Annotated in this window: 15 protein-coding genes; 4 read left to right on the top strand and 11 right to left on the bottom strand. The window is 48.0% G+C overall.

Translation table 11 applies throughout. The annotated features are described in order from the left end of the window. Positions 1–81 precede the first annotated feature (81 nt). The 6 genes from IC230_RS05135 to IC230_RS05110 all read right to left on the bottom strand — a co-directional run bounded on the left by IC230_RS05135 (position 82) and on the right by IC230_RS05110 (position 7,361). Positions 82–540, bottom strand: a complete 459-nt coding sequence (locus IC230_RS05135; protein WP_191037915.1) for a hypothetical protein — start codon at positions 538–540, stop codon at positions 82–84. A gap of 39 nt (positions 541–579) precedes the next feature. Then, a complete protein-coding gene (locus IC230_RS05130) occupies positions 580–1,266 on the bottom strand; it encodes an HAD family hydrolase (RefSeq protein ID WP_191037914.1) in 687 nt (228 codons plus the stop codon). An 86-nt stretch (positions 1,267–1,352) separates the two neighbouring features. Next, a complete protein-coding gene (locus IC230_RS05125; RefSeq protein ID WP_191037913.1) occupies positions 1,353–1,616 on the bottom strand; it encodes a hypothetical protein in 264 nt (87 codons plus the stop codon). A 105-nt stretch (positions 1,617–1,721) separates the two neighbouring features. Next, on the bottom strand, positions 1,722–2,426 hold the full coding sequence (locus tag IC230_RS05120) for a 3-keto-disaccharide hydrolase (protein WP_223860340.1): 705 nt from the start codon (positions 2,424–2,426) through the stop codon (positions 1,722–1,724). A 93-nt stretch (positions 2,427–2,519) separates the two neighbouring features. Continuing rightward, positions 2,520–4,088, bottom strand: a complete 1,569-nt coding sequence (locus IC230_RS05115; RefSeq protein WP_191037911.1) for a RagB/SusD family nutrient uptake outer membrane protein — start codon at positions 4,086–4,088, stop codon at positions 2,520–2,522. 30 nt (positions 4,089–4,118) lie between these two features. Beyond that, positions 4,119–7,361: a SusC/RagA family TonB-linked outer membrane protein gene (locus tag IC230_RS05110; RefSeq protein WP_191037910.1), complete on the bottom strand. Its 3,243-nt coding sequence runs from the start codon at positions 7,359–7,361 to the stop codon at positions 4,119–4,121. 297 nt (positions 7,362–7,658) lie between these two features. On the opposite strand from IC230_RS05110, the gene IC230_RS05105 reads away from it, so the two are divergent. Next, complete coding sequence (locus IC230_RS05105) at positions 7,659–8,960, top strand: chorismate-binding protein (protein WP_191037909.1); 1,302 nt, start codon at positions 7,659–7,661, stop codon at positions 8,958–8,960. 43 nt (positions 8,961–9,003) lie between these two features. Here IC230_RS05105 and IC230_RS05100 read toward each other — a convergent pair whose 3' ends face one another. After that, on the bottom strand, positions 9,004–9,183 hold the full coding sequence (locus IC230_RS05100; RefSeq protein WP_191037908.1) for a hypothetical protein: 180 nt from the start codon (positions 9,181–9,183) through the stop codon (positions 9,004–9,006). A gap of 77 nt (positions 9,184–9,260) precedes the next feature. Further along, the gene (locus tag IC230_RS05095; RefSeq protein WP_191037907.1) at positions 9,261–9,524 is read right to left on the bottom strand and encodes an adhesin; all 264 of its coding nucleotides are present in this window, start codon (positions 9,522–9,524) and stop codon (positions 9,261–9,263) included. A gap of 186 nt (positions 9,525–9,710) precedes the next feature. On the opposite strand from IC230_RS05095, the gene IC230_RS05090 reads away from it, so the two are divergent. Beyond that, a complete protein-coding gene (locus IC230_RS05090; protein WP_191037906.1) occupies positions 9,711–10,754 on the top strand; it encodes a glycoside hydrolase family 130 protein in 1,044 nt (347 codons plus the stop codon). A 62-nt stretch (positions 10,755–10,816) separates the two neighbouring features. On the opposite strand, the gene IC230_RS05085 is transcribed toward IC230_RS05090, so the two are convergent. Beyond that, complete coding sequence (locus tag IC230_RS05085; RefSeq protein WP_191037905.1) at positions 10,817–11,494, bottom strand: DUF6624 domain-containing protein; 678 nt, start codon at positions 11,492–11,494, stop codon at positions 10,817–10,819. 83 nt (positions 11,495–11,577) lie between these two features. On the opposite strand from IC230_RS05085, the gene IC230_RS05080 reads away from it, so the two are divergent. Then, on the top strand, positions 11,578–14,538 hold the full coding sequence (locus IC230_RS05080) for a S9 family peptidase (RefSeq protein WP_191037904.1): 2,961 nt from the start codon (positions 11,578–11,580) through the stop codon (positions 14,536–14,538). Between the two features lie 44 nt (positions 14,539–14,582). Next, a complete protein-coding gene (locus IC230_RS05075) occupies positions 14,583–14,960 on the top strand; it encodes a pepsin/retropepsin-like aspartic protease family protein (protein WP_191037903.1) in 378 nt (125 codons plus the stop codon). A gap of 55 nt (positions 14,961–15,015) precedes the next feature. On the opposite strand, the gene IC230_RS05070 is transcribed toward IC230_RS05075, so the two are convergent. Together IC230_RS05070 and IC230_RS05065 are read right to left on the bottom strand one after the other, a co-directional pair. After that, entirely contained in the window at positions 15,016–17,613 is a 2,598-nt protein-coding gene (locus IC230_RS05070; protein ID WP_191037902.1) for a GH116 family glycosyl-hydrolase, read from the bottom strand. Between the two features lie 262 nt (positions 17,614–17,875). Beyond that, positions 17,876–18,268 (bottom strand): DUF1573 domain-containing protein, encoded by a 393-nt coding sequence (locus IC230_RS05065; RefSeq protein WP_191037901.1) that lies wholly within the window; start codon positions 18,266–18,268, stop codon positions 17,876–17,878. Positions 18,269–18,277 lie beyond the last annotated feature (9 nt).

Here is an 18,277-nt window from a genome sequence, read left to right as displayed (position 1 = left end):
TGATTGATTGATAATTACGTTAGTTATCGCTCATTCTCTCTTTCGCGCTTTCACTCTTTCTTTATTTTATGTGTTACGTTGTTAGTCTCCGTGAAAAATAGCTTTACCGTTCTTTCGTAAGGCATACCCTTTCCAGGCGAATAGATCAAGGCTGTCGTTCTTCCAGCTATAATTTCCTTCTTCACCGGTTCTGTTCAGTATCAGGCTGCCTTTCTGATCGGGCATGTAAAGTTCTACTTTCGACTGGTCGGCATTAAAAATCAACACAGCATTAGACCTATACGTAGTTGTATCTTCAATGGGCATAAGCTTCGCATCGGCCTCCTCAAAGGTACGGATACACTTATTTTTCAATACGCTCCACTGATACCCAGCACTGCCTATACAGCCGTGTTCATCCTTATCGCTACCTACTTTTGGCGAAACAGAGGCAACATGGGTAGTCGAATCCTCGGCCGCAGTCGTTTCGCTTTGTTGATTGTTGCCAGTACAGGAAACCAGTAAGGTAATTACTGAACTAACGAGAATTGTCTTTTTCATTGCCTTATCCATTGAACCGAATTTCAGACCGACAAACTCTCAGGCCGTCGTAAGCAGATTCCGTACTTTATCCGGCGTCAGGTCCGTGAAGTCGCTAACAATAAGTGATACGCCTGCATCAGTAAGTTCGTCAGGCGTGTGTGTAGTTGCCAGCGCCACAACCTTCATCCCTGCCCGAAGTCCCGCTTCAATGCCGGCCAAAGCATCTTCAAATACCACACAATGAGCTGGTTCTATACCTACCCGCTTAGCGGCCGTCAGGTAGATTTCCGGATCGGGTTTGCCTTTGTGGATCATACTGGCATCAACAATCGCATCGAAATAGGGACGTAACGACAGTCCATCCAGCGTAAACCGAACATTACTTTCCGGAGCTGACGTGCCAACAGCCAGCCGCACGTGCTCTTCTTTCAAGGCGTTTAAGAAATCCAGTAAGCCGGGAGCCGGGGCAAGGTGCGGCCGATACAATTCACGGTAAATGGCTTCTTTTTCCTCAGTCAACACAATCAACTCACCGGGCGAAATCGGGCGTTGAAACACATACGCCATGGCATCCGCCGAAACGTGTCCATTGATGTTTTCGACGTATTGCTCCTTCGTAAGTGGCCGATTATGCTTTTGCGCGAATTGTAGCCAGGCATTGACGTGAAAATCAGTATTATCGACCAAAACGCCGTCCATATCGAACAACGCGGCCCAGGGAAAATCAGAAGTAGTATTAGGCATGAGATGCAGTTGTAGAGACCCAGCATTTGGCTTCTCCCAGGTGTCAGCAACAAAAGATTTGAATTGCAAAGAAAGCTGATTGCGCCTTACACTACGTCATCGGTCGTTGCCGTTGACGAAATTTCAGGTAACGTATCGCCTGCCAGTATAGCCGCTTCGTGGAGCAGTTCGGTTGAAACAAGCTCATCCGTTACGTCCTCAATCCGTTCTTCGAAAACGTCTATACCTTCATCTGTCGTGAGTGAAGACGGTTGCATACCCAGTAATAACCGACCCACGTAGAGCAGATTCAGTGAAAAACGTAATTCGGGCAACGTGCGGCTATGACGGGTTTGGGGTTCGGTAGACATATAATCGAAGAACACTAGCCGCGCCCGATTGGGTTCATCTAACGTAACGCGATTGGAAAATCACATTCATACGAGCAGTTGTATAGACACGACTTCCCAATCGCCTTACAATGTCTTGATCTTAATATTTCGGAAGTAAATCGGCGCACCTGCGTGTTTCCCCTGCAAACCAATGTAGCCATGTAGCGGCAGATCAGCCGGTGGTTTACTGAGCCAGGATGGCACCTCCGATCCGTCGGGATTGGTTTTTGCCGATGTAAATTTTGACAAGTCGATGGTATTGATCAGTTCGTTGTTCAGCACTATATAAATGATCTTTCCCTGACACGTAATGGTATACCGATTCCACTCGTCCGGCTTTTTGACAACGCGCTGTTTGATCGGCGCCTGATGGCCGAAGAATGCCCCACATTGCCAGTTTTTAGGCGATTCGGCCCATTGCTTTGAATAATCGTCGGCAATTTGGATCTCAACTGAATTGGGAATCCAATTGGCGGTATCACTGGCATGAACGACTACCCCACTGTTTGTTCCATCGGCGGTTTTGAATAATAAATCCAGGACAAAATCATCGTATGGTACGGCTGACCAAATCGTCTTATCTTCTGTTGCCGTCAATATTCCACCGTCATCGACACTCCAGACACCTGTCGGATAGCGAGCTTCCGCTAGATCACTACCAAATAACGACTTCCAGCCGGGTCCGCTTGGGTTAGGATGCCCTTTGGGTGGCGTGATGACGGAGGGAGTTTGCGCGAAAAGCGTATACGTCAGACTTAGCGCTGTGAGTAACAGAAAACAATTTCTCATAATAGCCGATTGGATTTCATCCATAAAGATAACGACCGGCGCAATTTCTTCATTGTCGCCGGTCGTTTGAAATACATAAACCTATTTAATAAGCTAAACCCCTGGGTAGCCTGGATTCTGTGGCCGCAGATTTGGGTTATTGAGCATTTCCTGAACGCCAAGCGGAAGCAACAGGTGTTTCTGCTCCAGCGCCTTATTAGTGCTCAAATTAACGTGACCTACAAAGTTGTCGAAGCCTTTTGTTGTCTCGTTAAACACCTTTCTTAACCGAATCATATCAAACCAGGTCAGTTGTTCGTAGCAGAGTTCGTACCAGCGCTCTCGCCAAACGGCTTCCCGGAACGTAGCCTGCGTATACGTACCCAGGGCGGGCGTCGTCAGTTGGGCCCGATCCCGAATGCGCTTCATGGCATCGTACGTTGCCTGCGTCGGCCCCCCTACTTCGTTTTGCGCTTCAGCATAAATCAGCAGGGTTTCGGCATAACGAATCTGTGGTACGTTCAGGTTATTCAGACGCGTACCGACAACACCCTGCGTTCCGTTGGCAGTCCGATTAAAGTGTTTGAATACATAAGGCGCTCCTAAACTGAACCGTTCGCCATTACCGTTTGTGAAGTAGGTCGTATAAAAATATCCATCCTGATCTTTCACCCGTAGATCCGTTTTATCGTATGAGTTATAAAACGAAGCCGTCGGTACCGAACTGCCTGTGCCCGTAGGACCGTTGTAATTAATTGGCTTGAAATTGCCATAGAAATTATCCATCGGGTTACTGGCCACAACCGAGTTATACTGAATCATAAAGAGGTGTTCTACCCGATTTTTGGTACTCTCTTTATGAACATCTTCATACGTCGTGAACAGGTTAATCTCTGTAGGTTTGCTGTTGGCATACGTAATAACCTCCAGAGCCTTATCAGCTGCCAGTTTATAATGTGACGCTCCTTTGCTCAGCGGAAAACCCGCCATCGTCAGGTAAACTTTGGCCAATTGCGTTTTCACAGCAGCCAGGTTCACACGTCCACTGACGTCCGTCCAGGCTAAACCCGCTGATTCAGCTGCCTGTAAGTCTTCAATAATTAGTTTATATACGTCTTCCTGAGTAGCGCGTGTTGGCTGGAAATCTGGGGCAAATGCATCTGTCTGCGGCTTAGTGATAAGCGGAACATCGCCCCAGAGCCGAACTAACATAAAATAAGCCCACGCACGTAGAAAGCGCGTTTCTCCCAAAACTTTAGTCTTCTGGGCAGCATCCATCAGTGGAATACCCGGCACCCGATCAAGAACTAAGTTAGCCTGCGCCACAACCCGATATAAGCCGTTCCAATAGTTGACCACATGAATCGTGTTCCCATCGTGAGACAGACTGTATAGGTTATTCAGATCGGAGTTTTGAGCGGTTTCCGTCGTAGAGGTACCCGTCATGGCCTCCAGCATCTGCCAGTTGTTGGAGAAGATGCCAGCCCCATCACCGATGAATCGCAGATTAGCGTATGTGGCTGCCAATCCGGCCTCCGCATGGTCAGGGATGGTAAAAAAGTTGTCTGCGGTTAAATTTGAAGGAGCTTTTTCGTCCAGAAAATCGGAGCAGCCAACGGGTCCGAGCAAAACGGTTCCGCATAGCAAGGCTCTGGTTATATTTTTTACTACTGTATATCGCATGGTAAAAATCGTTCGAGTTTAAAGTAATAGTTAGAAGCCAATCTGCAGACCCAGCAGGTACGTCGTTGGTTTCGGGTAGTTGTGCCAGATCATCCCTTGTGTAAACGCACTGTTGTCATCGCCCTGGTTGGTGGGCGTAACTTCAGGGTCTCCAACGATTGGATCTTCAACCAATAGGAAAAAGTTCTGTACAGTACCGTAAACGCGGAGTCGGCTTAATTTCAATCGGTTCGTAACCTGTGCCGGCACGGTATAGCCCAACAAAAGATTGCGGCCCCGCAGGAACGAGCCATTCTTAATCCAGTGGCTATCCACGTTTGTTACGTAACCGGCCCGAGTTTCCCGAATCTGCGCGATGGGTGTATTCTGATTCTGCTGGGTCCAAGCATTTAGCACAGATGTGTAACTGTTGGCGATAGCCTGGCGGTCTTCACTAGCGTGCAGGTTCATCAGCATTACGTCGTTGCCATACATAAACTGCAATTCCAACGTAGCATCGAAGTTCTTGAAGCGGAAACTGTTCGTCAGCGCACCCCATCCTTTTGGACTACCGTTACCGATAATACTCCGATCGGCATCCGTAATCGCTCTATCACCGTTCACATCCAGGTACTTGATATCACCAGGCAGCATCGTCAGGTTGTTGCGATAGCTGGTAAATCGGGCAGCTTCTTCGCGTTCCGCTTCACTCCAGGTACCCAGACGGGTCAGACCCCAGAACGAGCCAACTGCTTCACCGACACGAATAATGTTGGTCGGGTTCGTGAAATTGGGACCACCTACGTTGAAAATATCCGACGGTGTCGCTAAGGAAAGCACTTTATTTTTGTTCAGCGAAATGTTGAACGTAGTGTTCCAGGTAAAACCGCCCCGGTCGATGTTTACCGTATTCAGACCAAATTCGAAACCCTGGTTTTGCATGGAACCGACGTTACGACGGATGGTACCGTAACCACTGGTGCGTGGAACGGGCGCATCCAGCAACATGTCGGTTGTCAGGCGGTAATAATAATCGGCCTCTAAATTCACCCGTCCTTTAAACAAACCAATCTCTAAACCTACGTCTGTCTGGGCCGTTTTTTCCCAACGCAGATCCGGGTTAGCCAGCCGGTTAATCCCCGTTCCGCCAATACGTGTGTCGTTGTAGATGGTGGAGTAGGTTGAGCTAAGTAAGGCCAGCGACGTATACGGTGGAATTTCGGAGTTACCGGTCAGGCCATAGCTCGTGCGAAATTTCATACTGTTAACAACGGGATTTCCTTTTAGGAACGGCTCTTCCGACACCCGCCAGGCAAAAGCGGCTGAAGGGAAAAACGCGAACTTGTGATTGGCCCCGAATTTTGATGAACCATCAGCCCGACCTGTTAATGTAAACAGATATTTGTCCAGGAGGCTGTAGTTAATCCGGCCGAAGTAGGAGTTAAAGGCAAACCGGGACGCATCGGACTGCACCTGCGGGTTAACGGCCCCTGCCCCTAGGTTGTTAAACCCAAAATAGTCGGTGGCAAAGCTATTGACCGTAGCACTGATTCTGAAGAAGTTGGTTTCCTGCCAAGAAATCCCCAACAGACCCGTGAAGTTGTGGGCAGTACCAATCTGTTTGTTGTAGGTCAGGTAATTTTCCAGCGACCAGAAATTTTCTCTACGGTTACGACCGGCTGCGTTACCCAAGCTGCCAGGATTCAACGTTCGGGTTTGCGACTCGTTGTTTTCCTGGGTCAGAAGGTTTACGCCCAGAACGGTCCGCATCTCCAGCCCTTTGGCTAAGTTGATATTGGTGTAAAGACTTCCTAACGTCGTTTGCGTGTTCAGGATGAAGCGCCGGTCCATCAACCGGTGGATTGAGCTAAAGCTCCCTTCAGCACTTGGGTAATCGCGGTTACTGGCGTACGTACCGTCCGAGTAGTTTACGGGCAGAAATGGAAAATCTTCTACCATTTGCCGGGCAACAGCATCATTCTGATCCACCAGGTTTTCGGTCTGGTTGTTATAACTCAGCGTGCCGCCAATTTTCAGCCACTTCTTAACCTGATCGTCGATAGTGAATCGACCAGAATACCGCTTCATGTACGAGGTTTTAATCAGACCCTGATCATTCCGGTAGCCCAGCGACAGCGAATACTGCGTACGTTCATTTCCACCACTAAAACCCAGCTGATGATTCTGAGACAGTTTATTCTGCGTGGCTTCTTTAAACCAGTCGGTATCGTACAGTGGGTTTAGGTCCGCATCAAAAACACCCGGATGGGCTGCGCTAAATGTTCGCCGTCTGGTCACTGGATTCAAGGATGTGTATTTACCAGCGGCCCATCCGGCAGGGTCGAACTTTTCTATGTTTTTATAAGCGAGGTCTTCGGTATCGAGGTACTGTCTGGCATTCAGCGTTCTCGGACGGTTGGGACCAATCGTGTTGACGCTAAAGTCAGAATTATACGTGACCTGACCTTCGCCTGCCTTGCCTTTTTTAGTGGTTACCAGAATAACACCATTAGCGCCCCTGGCTCCATAGATCGCGGTCGATGAAGCGTCTTTCAGGACTTCGACCGATACAATATCATTAGGGTTAATGTAGTCAATAGCCGAGCTAAACTGGGATTGATTACCCTGCGGAAGCATGACCCCATCAACCACGTAGAGCGGGTTGTTAGACGAGTTAATGGAACTAAATCCCCGAATCCGAACAGTCGTCCGTCCACCCGGCCGACCGGAGTTGGTATTTACCTGCACCCCAGGCATCCGACCTGAAAGGGCCTGGTTTAACGAAGGAGCAGGACGCTCCATAAGCTGCTCAGTTTTGATAGTACTAACGGCCCCAGTCAAATCCGATTTTCTAGCCGTACCATAACCGATAACGACTATTTCATCGAGCACCTTGCTGTCAGCCTTTAGCGTTACGTTAATGCTTGCCTGGTTACCAACTCGTACTTCCTGCGATAGAAACCCAACGTATGAGAAGACTAACACCGCATCGCCTTCGGGTACGTCTAATTTGTACCGGCCATCTACATCAGTAACCGTACCCCGTTGACTTCCTTTCACGATAACACTTACCCCTGGCAAAGCCGAGTTGCTTTCATCAATGACCCTACCCGTTAAGGCTCTGTCTACTAATTTGGCTTCAGACCGGCCAGGCTTAGGATTACCAGCCAGACCAGTAATAGATGCTTCAGCGCCATACGGTAGTGCACTTATAGCACAAAACAACAAACTGTGCCTGAGGGCCATTCTTACAATCCTGCCAGTTGCGATCTGCGGATGAAGAAGTTTTTTCATAGATTCCATTCGTTAATAATTAGTTTAGGCGTTATGCGTATTATAAAAATTACGTTAATAAGTCCCTTATTGTAGAAATAAGTGTATGGACGTATCTACTTACGAATCGTTAATTTTTTATTAAAAATTTTAATAATTCTAGTCTGATGAAAATAAAATTTGTTATGTATGAGGCAGTTATGAATAATTTTTAGTTAAGCTCTATTCGCCTTATCACGCACTACGGGGATCGGTGCTGGCACAAATTCGCTCGAAGAGTTGTTACCTATGTAGCCGTGCTTGACTCAGCTATTGCCTATGCAACCTGATTATTCGAATACCACTTCATCAGCTTATTCGACCGAACACCATCGATTTGGACAGCCCAGCGCAGTAGATCTTTGGGAAGTAGCCTCTTTGCTTGGCTTCCCAGCCGTACTCTGGCGGCTACCTAACCAGAAGGAAAAGCATCTGATCGTCTCATTCGATGAAATTTTACCCCATGTGTCGGTTGATCTGGATGAGTTGCCCGCTGGTTTTATTATAAGTCCGTTCGACAACATTACCGATGGGTCGTCTGATAGCACAGAAGTTGACAGACCTGCCCGTACACTTTTCTTACGAGCGGATATTCAGGCCGTTTTTCCGCAAGACAATCAAGCTCATGTTAAAAGCACATCAGGCGAAACGGCTGAACGGTTCTGGAGTTTTCTGTCAACGGATGCTAATAACTCAAGCAAGAAGAAATCGACACATCCATCGACCCTTACCGCTCTACCCGATCCAGACGCGCAGTCACGCTATGTTCGCAACGTAGCGAAAGCTGTTGAGGCCATGCAGCGGGGCGCATTTCGCAAAGTGGTTTTGTCGCGAACAAAGCGCGTACAGTTTACGGATGCTCCCAACGCCGTTGAGTTATTTGACAAACTTTGCCAAACCTATCCGACCGCCTTTGTGTCGGCGGTTTCAATTCCGGAAAAAGGGCAAATCTGGATGAGCGCAACACCTGAGCGCTTAGTTAGTATTGACACTGACGGCATTTTTCAGACGACATCACTGGCTGGCACCCAATCGGCCCTTAATCCGGACGGGACGCCGAAACGTCCTGCCGAAGCCATGTGGTCTCAGAAGGAGATTGAAGAGCAGGCTTTGGTAAGCCGTTACATCATCGAATGCTTTAAGAAAATTCGATTACGGGAATATATAGAAGAAGGGCCCAAAAGTATCATAGCCGGAAATCTGATGCACCTTGGCACCAGCTTTACCGTCGATACACAGGCTGTCCGATACCCACAGCTCGGAACTGTCATGCTTCGGCTTCTGCATCCAACTTCAGCGGTATGCGGAACTCCTCGTGACGTAGCTTTTACGTTCATTAGCCAGCACGAAACTCACGACCGTGAGCTTTACAGCGGATTTCTGGGACCTGTTAACATGAATACAACGGAAGGATCAGCGACAGATATCTTCGTACACATTCGTTGTATGAAACTGGAAGGAAAGTTGGCCACTCTTTATGCTGGCGCAGGTCTGACCGAAGATTCGGTTCCTGAACGCGAATGGCAGGAAACGGAAATGAAATGCCAGACGCTACTTCAGGTAATGATGAATGATGAATGAGAAACTATTTTCTATAGAATCCATTCATCATTCATTATTCGCTTTACGCACCCTCAGCGGGATCGCTGGGGGCTCTTGAGCCATCTTCCGTTGTGCGATCGCCTGCTTCGCTGGCTGCCGACGATTGCGTATCAGCATCAGGAGCGGTCCCCCCCGTTTCAGCATCTGCTGTTGTAACGATCTTTTCTTCGCTAGGGTCTGGTGTTGATTCTGAAGGTGCCATAAAAAAGTTTAATTAAATAGATTCGGGACGGTGATACAGACTTCCCAAAAAGAATTGTCGACTAAGCATCAATCTTATTACAGATTATCATCATCGTCCAGGTCGTCTTCGATGCTATCATCATCTAAGTCTTCCAGATCGTCCTCGCTGAACTCTTCTTCTTGATCGATATCGTCTAGATCATCGGCTCCATAGCCACTAGCGGCTCCTGAGCCCAGTTCATTGAATTCGGCGCCATCTTCGTCGAAGTCATCTTCATCATCGTCGAATGCAGCCGATTCAGGGTCTGGATTTAACATCAATACGTCTTCGTCCTGATCAAATGTTGGCTGGTAAATCATGGTTTATAGAGTCTAAAAGTTGATTCATTCCTCATAACGCGGCTATTTCCCCGAAGGTTTTGCCCGGTCCAAAACTAATTGAATAATTGATTCAAAACCTCACGATTCGCTTTACGGTTGTGAAAATATTATTGTTTTGCCCGTCAAAGGTAACACGGCGTAAACTTACTATAGAAAAACACTTTGATGAAAAATTATCGGCTTCAGCGATTATCCGATCAACCCATTATCCAGACAACCGATGTACAACCATTTATCGAGGGATACGAGGTACTCGGCGCCTTTAATCCAGCCGCCTGCCAATTCGGAGATGAGATACTACTGTTGCTACGGGTGGCGGAAGCGCCCAAAGCTGAAAAAGGATACGTTGCTATTCCACTCATTGAAGAACAGGATGGTGTCCCAACTTTAGTGGTTAAGACGTTCAAGGAGCCAGAGGAAGATTATGACCCCAGGGTTGTAACGATAAGAGGGAAAGCGTACCTGACATCCATCAGTTACCTTCGGCTGGCCCGCAGTCGCGACGGTATTCACTTCACAATCGACGAAAAACCATTTCTGTTTCCAGCCCGGATGGACGAAGCCTATGGGGTTGAAGATGCCCGCATTACGTTTCTGGACGGTAAATACTGGATTACGTATACGGCTGTATCCGAACATGGACCGGGAGTAGGCCTAGCCGTAACCACTGACTTTATAAATGTTGAACGGGTGGGTATGATTTTGCCACCACCGAATAAAGACGTCACCCTATTTCCCGAAAAAATTAATGGCAAATACGTATTGCTCCATCGGCCCATGGTGTCCGACATTGGAAAGCCATCCATCTGGCTGGCTGAATCGGAAGATGGCGTACACTGGGGAAATCATCGTTTTTTATTCGGCGGACGCGGATTAACCGACACCCAATTTGACTGGGAAGGAGCAAAAATCGGTGCAGGTCCCGAACCAATCCTGACCGATGAGGGATGGTTGGTCTGCTACCACGGCGCCGATCCGACTCATGCTTACTCACTCGCCTTAGCACTACTTGACAAGGATGATCCATCAAAAGTGCTGGATCGTTCTGAATTACCACTGTTAACGCCTGAACTCTCCTGGGAACGTGAGGGATTCTTTCCGAACGTAGTGTTTTCGAATGGTTGGGTGCAAAAATCCGATGGTAAAATATGGGTGTATTATGGCGCTGCTGACTCAGGTGTGGGACTAGCCGAATTGATACAGGAGTAATTATACTGCACCGGGCGGACGGCCGCTGCCGTTTAAACCAGGTGCAGTATAAAAAAACTTTGCTATTTTTTGTCCATAACATACGTTTTCCTCACTGAATCCATCGTCAGTTTAGGTTCATAGGCGGCATTTAGCCGATTGGCATTTTCTTCAACGCTTAGATCAAATCCAGCTTGTTTCCTTCGTTCATTTACACGTTTCGCGTCTGTAATTGGCCAAACAAAACAACGCGACTGTTTTGTACTGACCAGTTGTCGACACGATACCTGCGTGCCATACAGTTGTGGTTTCCCTTCGTACATCAGTGACCGGTCGAGCATCATGGCGTAAAGTGAGAATGGCAGCTCCTCTCCTTCAGCAGCTTTCCTGATCAAAGGCAGATAAGTCGGAATCTTATTGGAATGTTGAATGACATAGAAGACTGTTTCATTGGTAGGTGTACCAACAAGTTTTTTTCCAGGGTACCCATGCTCCTTCAGAATACCCTCCGCTCGACTCAGATTACTACTATCAATTTTTACCTGTTCAGCCCAAAGTGCTCCAGCCAGCTTGCTACGATCTGTTTTATAAACGGTGCTTAAACTATCCGTCAGAGGCTGATTATTGCCCAATTTAGCCAGCCACTCCCGGTTCCGCTGATCCAGCACATACATACTGTCTAGTTCCTGTTTTAGTTGCTTATTCGATTGCCCAAACGCGTAAATGGGCAATAAACTAAGCGTGAGTAGGATGAATCGCATAATAAATGGTAAGGTTATTGTTTATTGACCTACTAATTGATGGGTTTATCGTAATTTAGTCGGTCTTAATTTTCCCCTTTTTCATGAAACACTTCGCTCAACTAGCATTTTGTTTTCTTTTCCCAGTCTCATTACTCGCGCAAACGCCGAAACGTCCTCTCAATGCGTCTGACTACGATCGCTGGCAAAGCGTGAAGTCCGAAAAAATTTCGGACGATGGTCGCTGGATTGCGTTTCAGGTCGATCCGCAGGATGGCGATGGTCGATTAGAAACCTGGACTACAGGTACAAACCCGTCGAGAACACACTATGTTTTCCCGCGTGGTTACATGGCTCAGTTCACACCCGACAGCAAGTTTCTGGTGATGCGGCTGAAGGTTCCGGTGGCCGATGTACGAAAAGCCAAACTGAAGAAGAAAAAAGCCGATGAGATGCCCAAAGACAGCTTGCTGGCGCTGAATCTGACGACGGGTAAATCGATAAAGTTACCGAGTGTAAAGTCGTTTGCCTTTGGCAAAGACGCGGGCTCATGGCTTGCCGTGATGCAGGAGCGGAAGGACTCCAAAGAAAGACCGGCCAGAGTCACAACGCAAACTCAGCGTGATACGCTCCCCTCAACATCGCCCACGTCAACAACCGAAGTTGCCGGTAAAGCCTCCTCAAAAAAGCCAAAAGGTGATGATCTAACGCTATTTAATATGGCCGACGGATCGCGTAAAACATTTCGATACGTATCGAACGTAGTGGTTTCCGACAATGGGCAGAAAATATTCTATAGTAAAGACTCAGCCAATGACTCATTGAAGACGGGCGATAAAGCCGTGCCAGGTGTCTTTCTGTTCAATACGTCCAACGGACAGACGATGCTGGTTGATACCAGTTCGAAACGTAAAATTTACAAAGGGCTGGCCGTCGACAAAGCAGGGCAGCAAATCGCCTGGATGGCTTCAGCCGACAGTGCCGGATCGGATGTAAAGGTATTCTCGCTGTATTATAAAAACCTGGTGCCTGCTCTACCAACGAAAGGCAAAAAACCGAAAACAACCCCGCTCGAAGCTCCATTTAAAGTGCTGGCCGATACGTTAACAGCTGCGATTCCTAAAGGTTGGTCAGTCAATGAGTTCCGCGAACCAAAATTCGCAGATGATAGCAAACGACTCTATTTCTCCACCTCTCCGATTCCACCCAAGCCGACTAAAGATACATTGACGCCGGAAGATGAAAAGGTGAAAATGGACATCTGGACCTGGCAAGACAGCCGCCTGCAGCCGATGCAGCAAAAGCGACTCAAAGAAGAGAAGGAACGAGGTTTTTTGACGATCTATGACGTAGCATCCGGCAAAATCATTCCGTTAGCCACCCGCGAAATGCCGACTGTGGCCTTCGATCCGAAAGTTAATACGCGGTATCTGTTAGGATTGAGCGACTTACCGTATCAGGTACAATCTTCGTGGGACCCTGGCCATACCGATTTATATCTGATTGATACGCAGTCTGGTACGAAGAAGAAAATTGCCAGCGACATTATGGCTTCGCAACCCAAACTGTCGCCGGCTGGTACCTACGCCTACTGGTTCGACGAGCGCGACTCACTCTGGCGGGCCTGGTCGGTAGCCGATAACAAACGTATTGATCTGACCCGTGGGTTACCCAGCAAGTTTTTCGACGAAGAGCACGATACACCTGATCTGCCCGGTTCGTATGGCTCGGCGGGATGGACAACCAACGACCGCTACGTATGGCTGTATGACCGCTACGATATCTGGCAAATTGATCCGACTGGCAAGGAAAAACCGTTGAATCTGACCGCCGGTTGGGGACGAAAAAATCACGTGCGGCTCCGCTACGCCGAGTTCGATGCTGATGATACGCCAATGCCGGGACAGGGCAGAATGGCACCTGAAAAAGCGATTGACCCGAAAAATGAACTATTCTTCACGGGCATCTGGGAAAGCGATAAATCGACCGGGCTTTTTAAGAGCAAAAATGGTCTGTCAGCGCTTGAACCAACGACACTCACGCATAGTAACCACCGATACGCTAAACTGAATAAGGCCAAAAATGCGGCAACGATGACCTTCTACCGGGGTAATTTTCAGGAGCCGATCAATCTGTATCAAACCGATTCGACACTGGCAAATCCTGTTCAGCTTACCCGCATTAATCCGCAACAGGATAGCATTAGCTGGGGTAGTGTCGAGCTGGTAAAATGGATTGGAACAAATGGGACTAAGCTTGAAGGACTGCTGTACAAACCCGAAGGTTTCGACCCGAAGAAGAAGTATCCGATGCTGACGTACTTCTACGAACGTAACGCTGAAACCCTGAATGATTATAAGGTTCCTGCGCCTAGCCGGTCGACAATCAACGTATCGTACTGCGTATCAAACGGCTATCTGGTGTTTATTCCAGACATCGTGTACACAACTGGTCAACCCGGCCCAAATGCCTATGATTGTATTGTTCCAGGTGTGTTGAGCCTGGTCGAGCGAGGTTTCGTTGATCGTGACCGGTTGGGTATTCAGGGGCAAAGCTGGGGTGGTTATCAAACAGCGTATATCATCACTCGCACCAATCTATTCCGGGCTGCTGAAGCTGGTGCGCCTGTTGCCAATATGACTTCGGCTTACGGCGGAATTCGTTGGGAAACAGGGCTTGTCCGGCAGTTCCAGTACGAAAAAACGCAAAGCCGGATTGGTGGTACGCTTTGGGATAAACCGATGAACTACATCGAAAACTCACCTTTGTTCTACGCGAATCGGATTCAGACACCGCTCATGATGACACATAACGATGCTGATGGTGCCGTACCCTGGTATCAGGGAATTGAAATGTTCACAGCGTTACGTCGGTTAGACAAGCCTGTCTGGATGCTGGTTTACAATGGCGAAGGACATAACTTAACACAACGGCACAATGCTAAGGACCTGAGCATTCGGCTGTATCAGTTTTTTGACTATTATCTTAAGGACGCTTCCATGCCCATCTGGATGAAAGAGGGACGTAGCGCCGTTGAGAAAGATCGTGGTGAGATGAAGTATTGACCTTCAGGAGGCTTTTATGTAACTTTGAGCAAACAAATCGCCACATGTTCATTATTAAGCAGCCACTTTTGTACGTAGGTTCTCAGGGAGAAAAGCATTTATACACACTGTTCGACAGTGGGGCAAATCTTTCATGCATCAATCCTGAGTTCGTTGCCAACTTAGAAAAGCCGATCAGCTTAGGTCGAGTACGACGAGTATCCACAGCCGCAGAAGGTCATTATATCGAAATTAGGCACCGCGTCATTCTAGATTTTTATCTCGAAGATGTTCTTCTATCGGATGAATTCCTGGTGGTACCGGGTTTAAGCGAAGAAGCGATTATTGGAGCGGCTACGATGCAGAAGTGGCGTATTAAACTAGACTTTGAGCACGATACGGTACATGTCGATCCGAAAGTGGCGAAGATGCAATTGATTTAGATTTTCTGTTTTACCAGACTCTTATTCAGCCCTCAGATGGCGATCCATCTGAGGGCTATTTTTTTACAACAAAGTCAATTGTTTTTCCTTCTGCGATTTCCTGCTGCTTCGCAAATGCGTGATTAGCCCCATCTTGAAGAGTAAACCGACGGAGCTTTACGTGTCCGCTTAATACAGTTAACGATACGTTCGCATTACCTTGAGCCTGACTCACTGAGCAAGTTCCCCAGGCCGAGCCATTCGACCAGAAATACGTACCGGGTTTTGACGTAATGGTCATTGTTTCGGTTATGCCCGAATATTGGAACCGGCTCCAGGCCAATAACGTATTCCAGCTTGTCATAGAACGGGCATAGTGATAGCCACATTCGGGTTCGTTGAACGGATTTCGTTTGCGCCCGTCGAATCGGTTCCGAATGGCGGTCAGGCATTTGATCGCATTATCGGTTTGCCCTTCGTAGAGCATGCCAACGGCCGCACAGTATTCAAAACCCGTCATCGATTCGGCAAAATACGGAAATGGCACCTTCAGGCGTCCTTTTGGCCAACTCGCCATCAATAAACCCGCTTCATCGCCCAATACGTACGACCGCATGTTGTTGAAATGATCCGCAAACGTGTCCAGGTAGTTGTATTTCATAATACTTTGCAGCGTCGTCTGGATATGTTCGCGATTAGCCAGATACCCCAGTCCCAACATATGCGCCATCATTTGCCCGACCAACTGATCGACTAAACAGCCTTTCCCGAGTTGATAATCCGGCACCTTGACTGTCGAATCGCGTTCCCAGTTCAGGAAATCGAACGTAGCAGGATCGGTGATTTTATGCTCGTAATATTCACCGTTGAACAGATTCTGATCCATCCAGGCGCTCCCTTTTTTTGCCAATACGTCGCACTTTTGGGCCAGTTCAGCATCGTTCATCGCCGTGGCCATTTCGCGGGCAGCTTTCAGCACGCCCAAGTACCAGAAGCCCATTTGTGGATTAGGTCCGTAATAATCGACGTCCATTGTATTGTGTTGCCGACCTTCCATCACGCCATCCTGATTACCATCCCAACCGCCTTTAATCCAGGCATAACTCAGGACTTTTTTCACCTGAGGCCAATTCTTTTTCAGAAATTCGGGATTGCCGGATAGTTGCCAGTCGCGGTAAAATTTCAGAATCGTACCCATTTGTCCGTCGGCCGCGGCATTGGTCCATTCCTGTGCTTTTGCCAGCGGAAGCATGACGCGGAAGCTCATCTTGCCGGTTTCGTTGGTCGCATAGTTGAACTCGATATCGCGCATGGATTGCGATAAATCGGAGAAGAGAAAAGCGGTCGCCTGCTCATAATTCCAGACATGCGTGCAGGAGCCGAAGCAGGAGCCAAATTCATCGAAGACACCCTCCCACCCCATCAAATGCCCGCTGGGAATCCGAAAAACCGTTTGCGAACGTAACGTAGCGAGATTAAACAAAGCCGCTTCTTTGATCACTTCCGGGTAATCACTACGTAGCAACGCATTCACAAACAGAAGCGTTTTCTGCTCCAGAGCGGGCAAACGCGGAAAAGTTTTCACAATCACATCCCAAGCATCGGCGTATTGCGCTGAGTAATAATTGCCTACTGCGGGTTGATCCGGTTTCGTAGTAAACGACGCCCAGGCCATCCGATTCGGAAAATTCCACGTAATGAAAAACGTAAACGTCTGATTTTGGCCGGGTGCAATCGTTTTTTGCACCGCTAATGACGCCAACGGGTCATCATCGATAAGTTTACCCTTTTCGGTCAAGATGCCATCGGCACTAAAATCATCCCAGAAATCGAGCATCGCATTCTCCCAATCATTCGAGCGTGAACTGGTTCGGTAACTCACGCCCGTTGGACTATTCGTTGTCAGCGCGATTGTTCCCCAGGCCGCGTCCTGCCGACTGACGCTATCCGAATACATAAAAATACCCTGTACGCCCTTGTCACTTCGATACGTGTTGATGTTCTTTTTGGCACCGATCGGAATGTAATCGCCTTTCCAGTCTTTGATGGATTTACTACCGTCCTTCCCAACAAAATTTCGTATCGATCCGCATACCGATACGGTCAGTGGCTCCTGACTGGTATTCGTTACGTCGTAGGCCAGCACCGCAATGGGAATACCGCTGTTATCCGCATCGCCTGGAATGAATGGGTTGAAACCCTTGACTTTAACCGTAACAGGCATATGCTTGTCCGACAAATTGACCTGACCGAACGGATAAGCCGCGTCAAACGTAGCGTCGGTGAATCGCGGAAATCCATGTTGATTTACCGGTCGTCCTTCGTAATGTTGAAATTCGGCGGGGTCTAGTGGGCCAAGGAGCGCTTTCGTCATGGATTTGCCGTTCGCCGGTCGAACGTTGATGGCAAAAAAAGGAGCGTTGTTCCCGATTGTAACCGTGCTAAAGCCTTTAGCCGGTTTGTTCATGATCTCCCAGTCTCGCAGCTCACCCCGTCCACCTAATGAAACCGTTCCCGTACCGATGCCGCCCAGCGGCAACGCGATGTTACGTAGATGGTCTTTATCGTAATGCTTCAGGACCGGCCACGGACTGGGCTGCCATTGCGCCAAACCGGTCTGGCTTATAAAAAGTAGGCAGGTGATTAGCGAATAGAAAAAGAAGCGATTTTTCATAAATATTCACTTTTTAGCTAATCTGTGTTTTGAAGCTTAAGCAATCAAGCAGACTTAATTTGAATCGTCATTTCTGTGTGACCCCAATGGGGTCAAATGTTTATAGCAAATATTATTCTATAGACATCTGACCCCATCAGGGTCATACTGAGCCAGATGGTAAGGCAAGTTGTTCTGCTAACTTAAAAGTGAACGAACGGCAAAAAAATACTCCCAACCCGTCGTAACGAATTGGGAGTTCACAAACTCAGCCTTTTCAAATTTATTGAGCAGCCGCACCTTCTTTCATCACTTCTCCTTTAAAATATAAGGTTTGCGTACCGCCTTCCGCATTTGACTCGACCATTACGGTTTTGTTGAATGCCCCAATGGCAGCCGCGTTGAATGTCGCTTTCACAACGCCCGACTGACCCGGCAGAATCGCCGACTTCGGATAATCAACACCCGTACATCCGCAGGAGCCTTTTGCGTTGCTGATAATAAGTGGCGATTCGCCCTTGTTTGTAAAGGCAAACTCGGCCGTAACGGGCTTGCCCTGCGCAATACGTCCGAAATCATACGTAGCGTTACGCCAGTTGAATAATGCTGCCGAAGTCGTCATGGCAACAGAAGCTGTCAGGATCAACAGCGAACCGAAAAACAGGATACGTTTCATAGAAAAATT

Source organism: Spirosoma validum (assembly GCF_014699035.1).
GTDB lineage: Bacteria > Bacteroidota > Bacteroidia > Cytophagales > Spirosomataceae > Spirosoma > Spirosoma validum.
Note: the sequence above shows the minus strand (reverse complement) of the source record. Positions and strands in the feature narration are given on the sequence as shown.

Coding starts and splice junctions, on each gene's coding strand:
- IC230_RS05135 (WP_191037915.1), bottom strand. CDS start 540: ATGAAAAAGACAATTCTCGTTAGTTCAGTAATTACCTTACTGGTTTCC.
- IC230_RS05130 (WP_191037914.1), bottom strand. CDS start 1,266: ATGCCTAATACTACTTCTGATTTTCCCTGGGCCGCGTTGTTCGATATG.
- IC230_RS05125 (WP_191037913.1), bottom strand. CDS start 1,616: ATGTCTACCGAACCCCAAACCCGTCATAGCCGCACGTTGCCCGAATTA.
- IC230_RS05120 (WP_223860340.1), bottom strand. CDS start 2,426: ATGAGAAATTGTTTTCTGTTACTCACAGCGCTAAGTCTGACGTATACG.
- IC230_RS05115 (WP_191037911.1), bottom strand. CDS start 4,088: ATGCGATATACAGTAGTAAAAAATATAACCAGAGCCTTGCTATGCGGA.
- IC230_RS05110 (WP_191037910.1), bottom strand. CDS start 7,361: ATGAAAAAACTTCTTCATCCGCAGATCGCAACTGGCAGGATTGTAAGA.
- IC230_RS05105 (WP_191037909.1), top strand. CDS start 7,659: ATGCAACCTGATTATTCGAATACCACTTCATCAGCTTATTCGACCGAA.
- IC230_RS05100 (WP_191037908.1), bottom strand. CDS start 9,183: ATGGCACCTTCAGAATCAACACCAGACCCTAGCGAAGAAAAGATCGTT.
- IC230_RS05095 (WP_191037907.1), bottom strand. CDS start 9,524: ATGATTTACCAGCCAACATTTGATCAGGACGAAGACGTATTGATGTTA.
- IC230_RS05090 (WP_191037906.1), top strand. CDS start 9,711: ATGAAAAATTATCGGCTTCAGCGATTATCCGATCAACCCATTATCCAG.
- IC230_RS05085 (WP_191037905.1), bottom strand. CDS start 11,494: ATGCGATTCATCCTACTCACGCTTAGTTTATTGCCCATTTACGCGTTT.
- IC230_RS05080 (WP_191037904.1), top strand. CDS start 11,578: ATGAAACACTTCGCTCAACTAGCATTTTGTTTTCTTTTCCCAGTCTCA.
- IC230_RS05075 (WP_191037903.1), top strand. CDS start 14,583: ATGTTCATTATTAAGCAGCCACTTTTGTACGTAGGTTCTCAGGGAGAA.
- IC230_RS05070 (WP_191037902.1), bottom strand. CDS start 17,613: ATGAAAAATCGCTTCTTTTTCTATTCGCTAATCACCTGCCTACTTTTT.
- IC230_RS05065 (WP_191037901.1), bottom strand. CDS start 18,268: ATGAAACGTATCCTGTTTTTCGGTTCGCTGTTGATCCTGACAGCTTCT.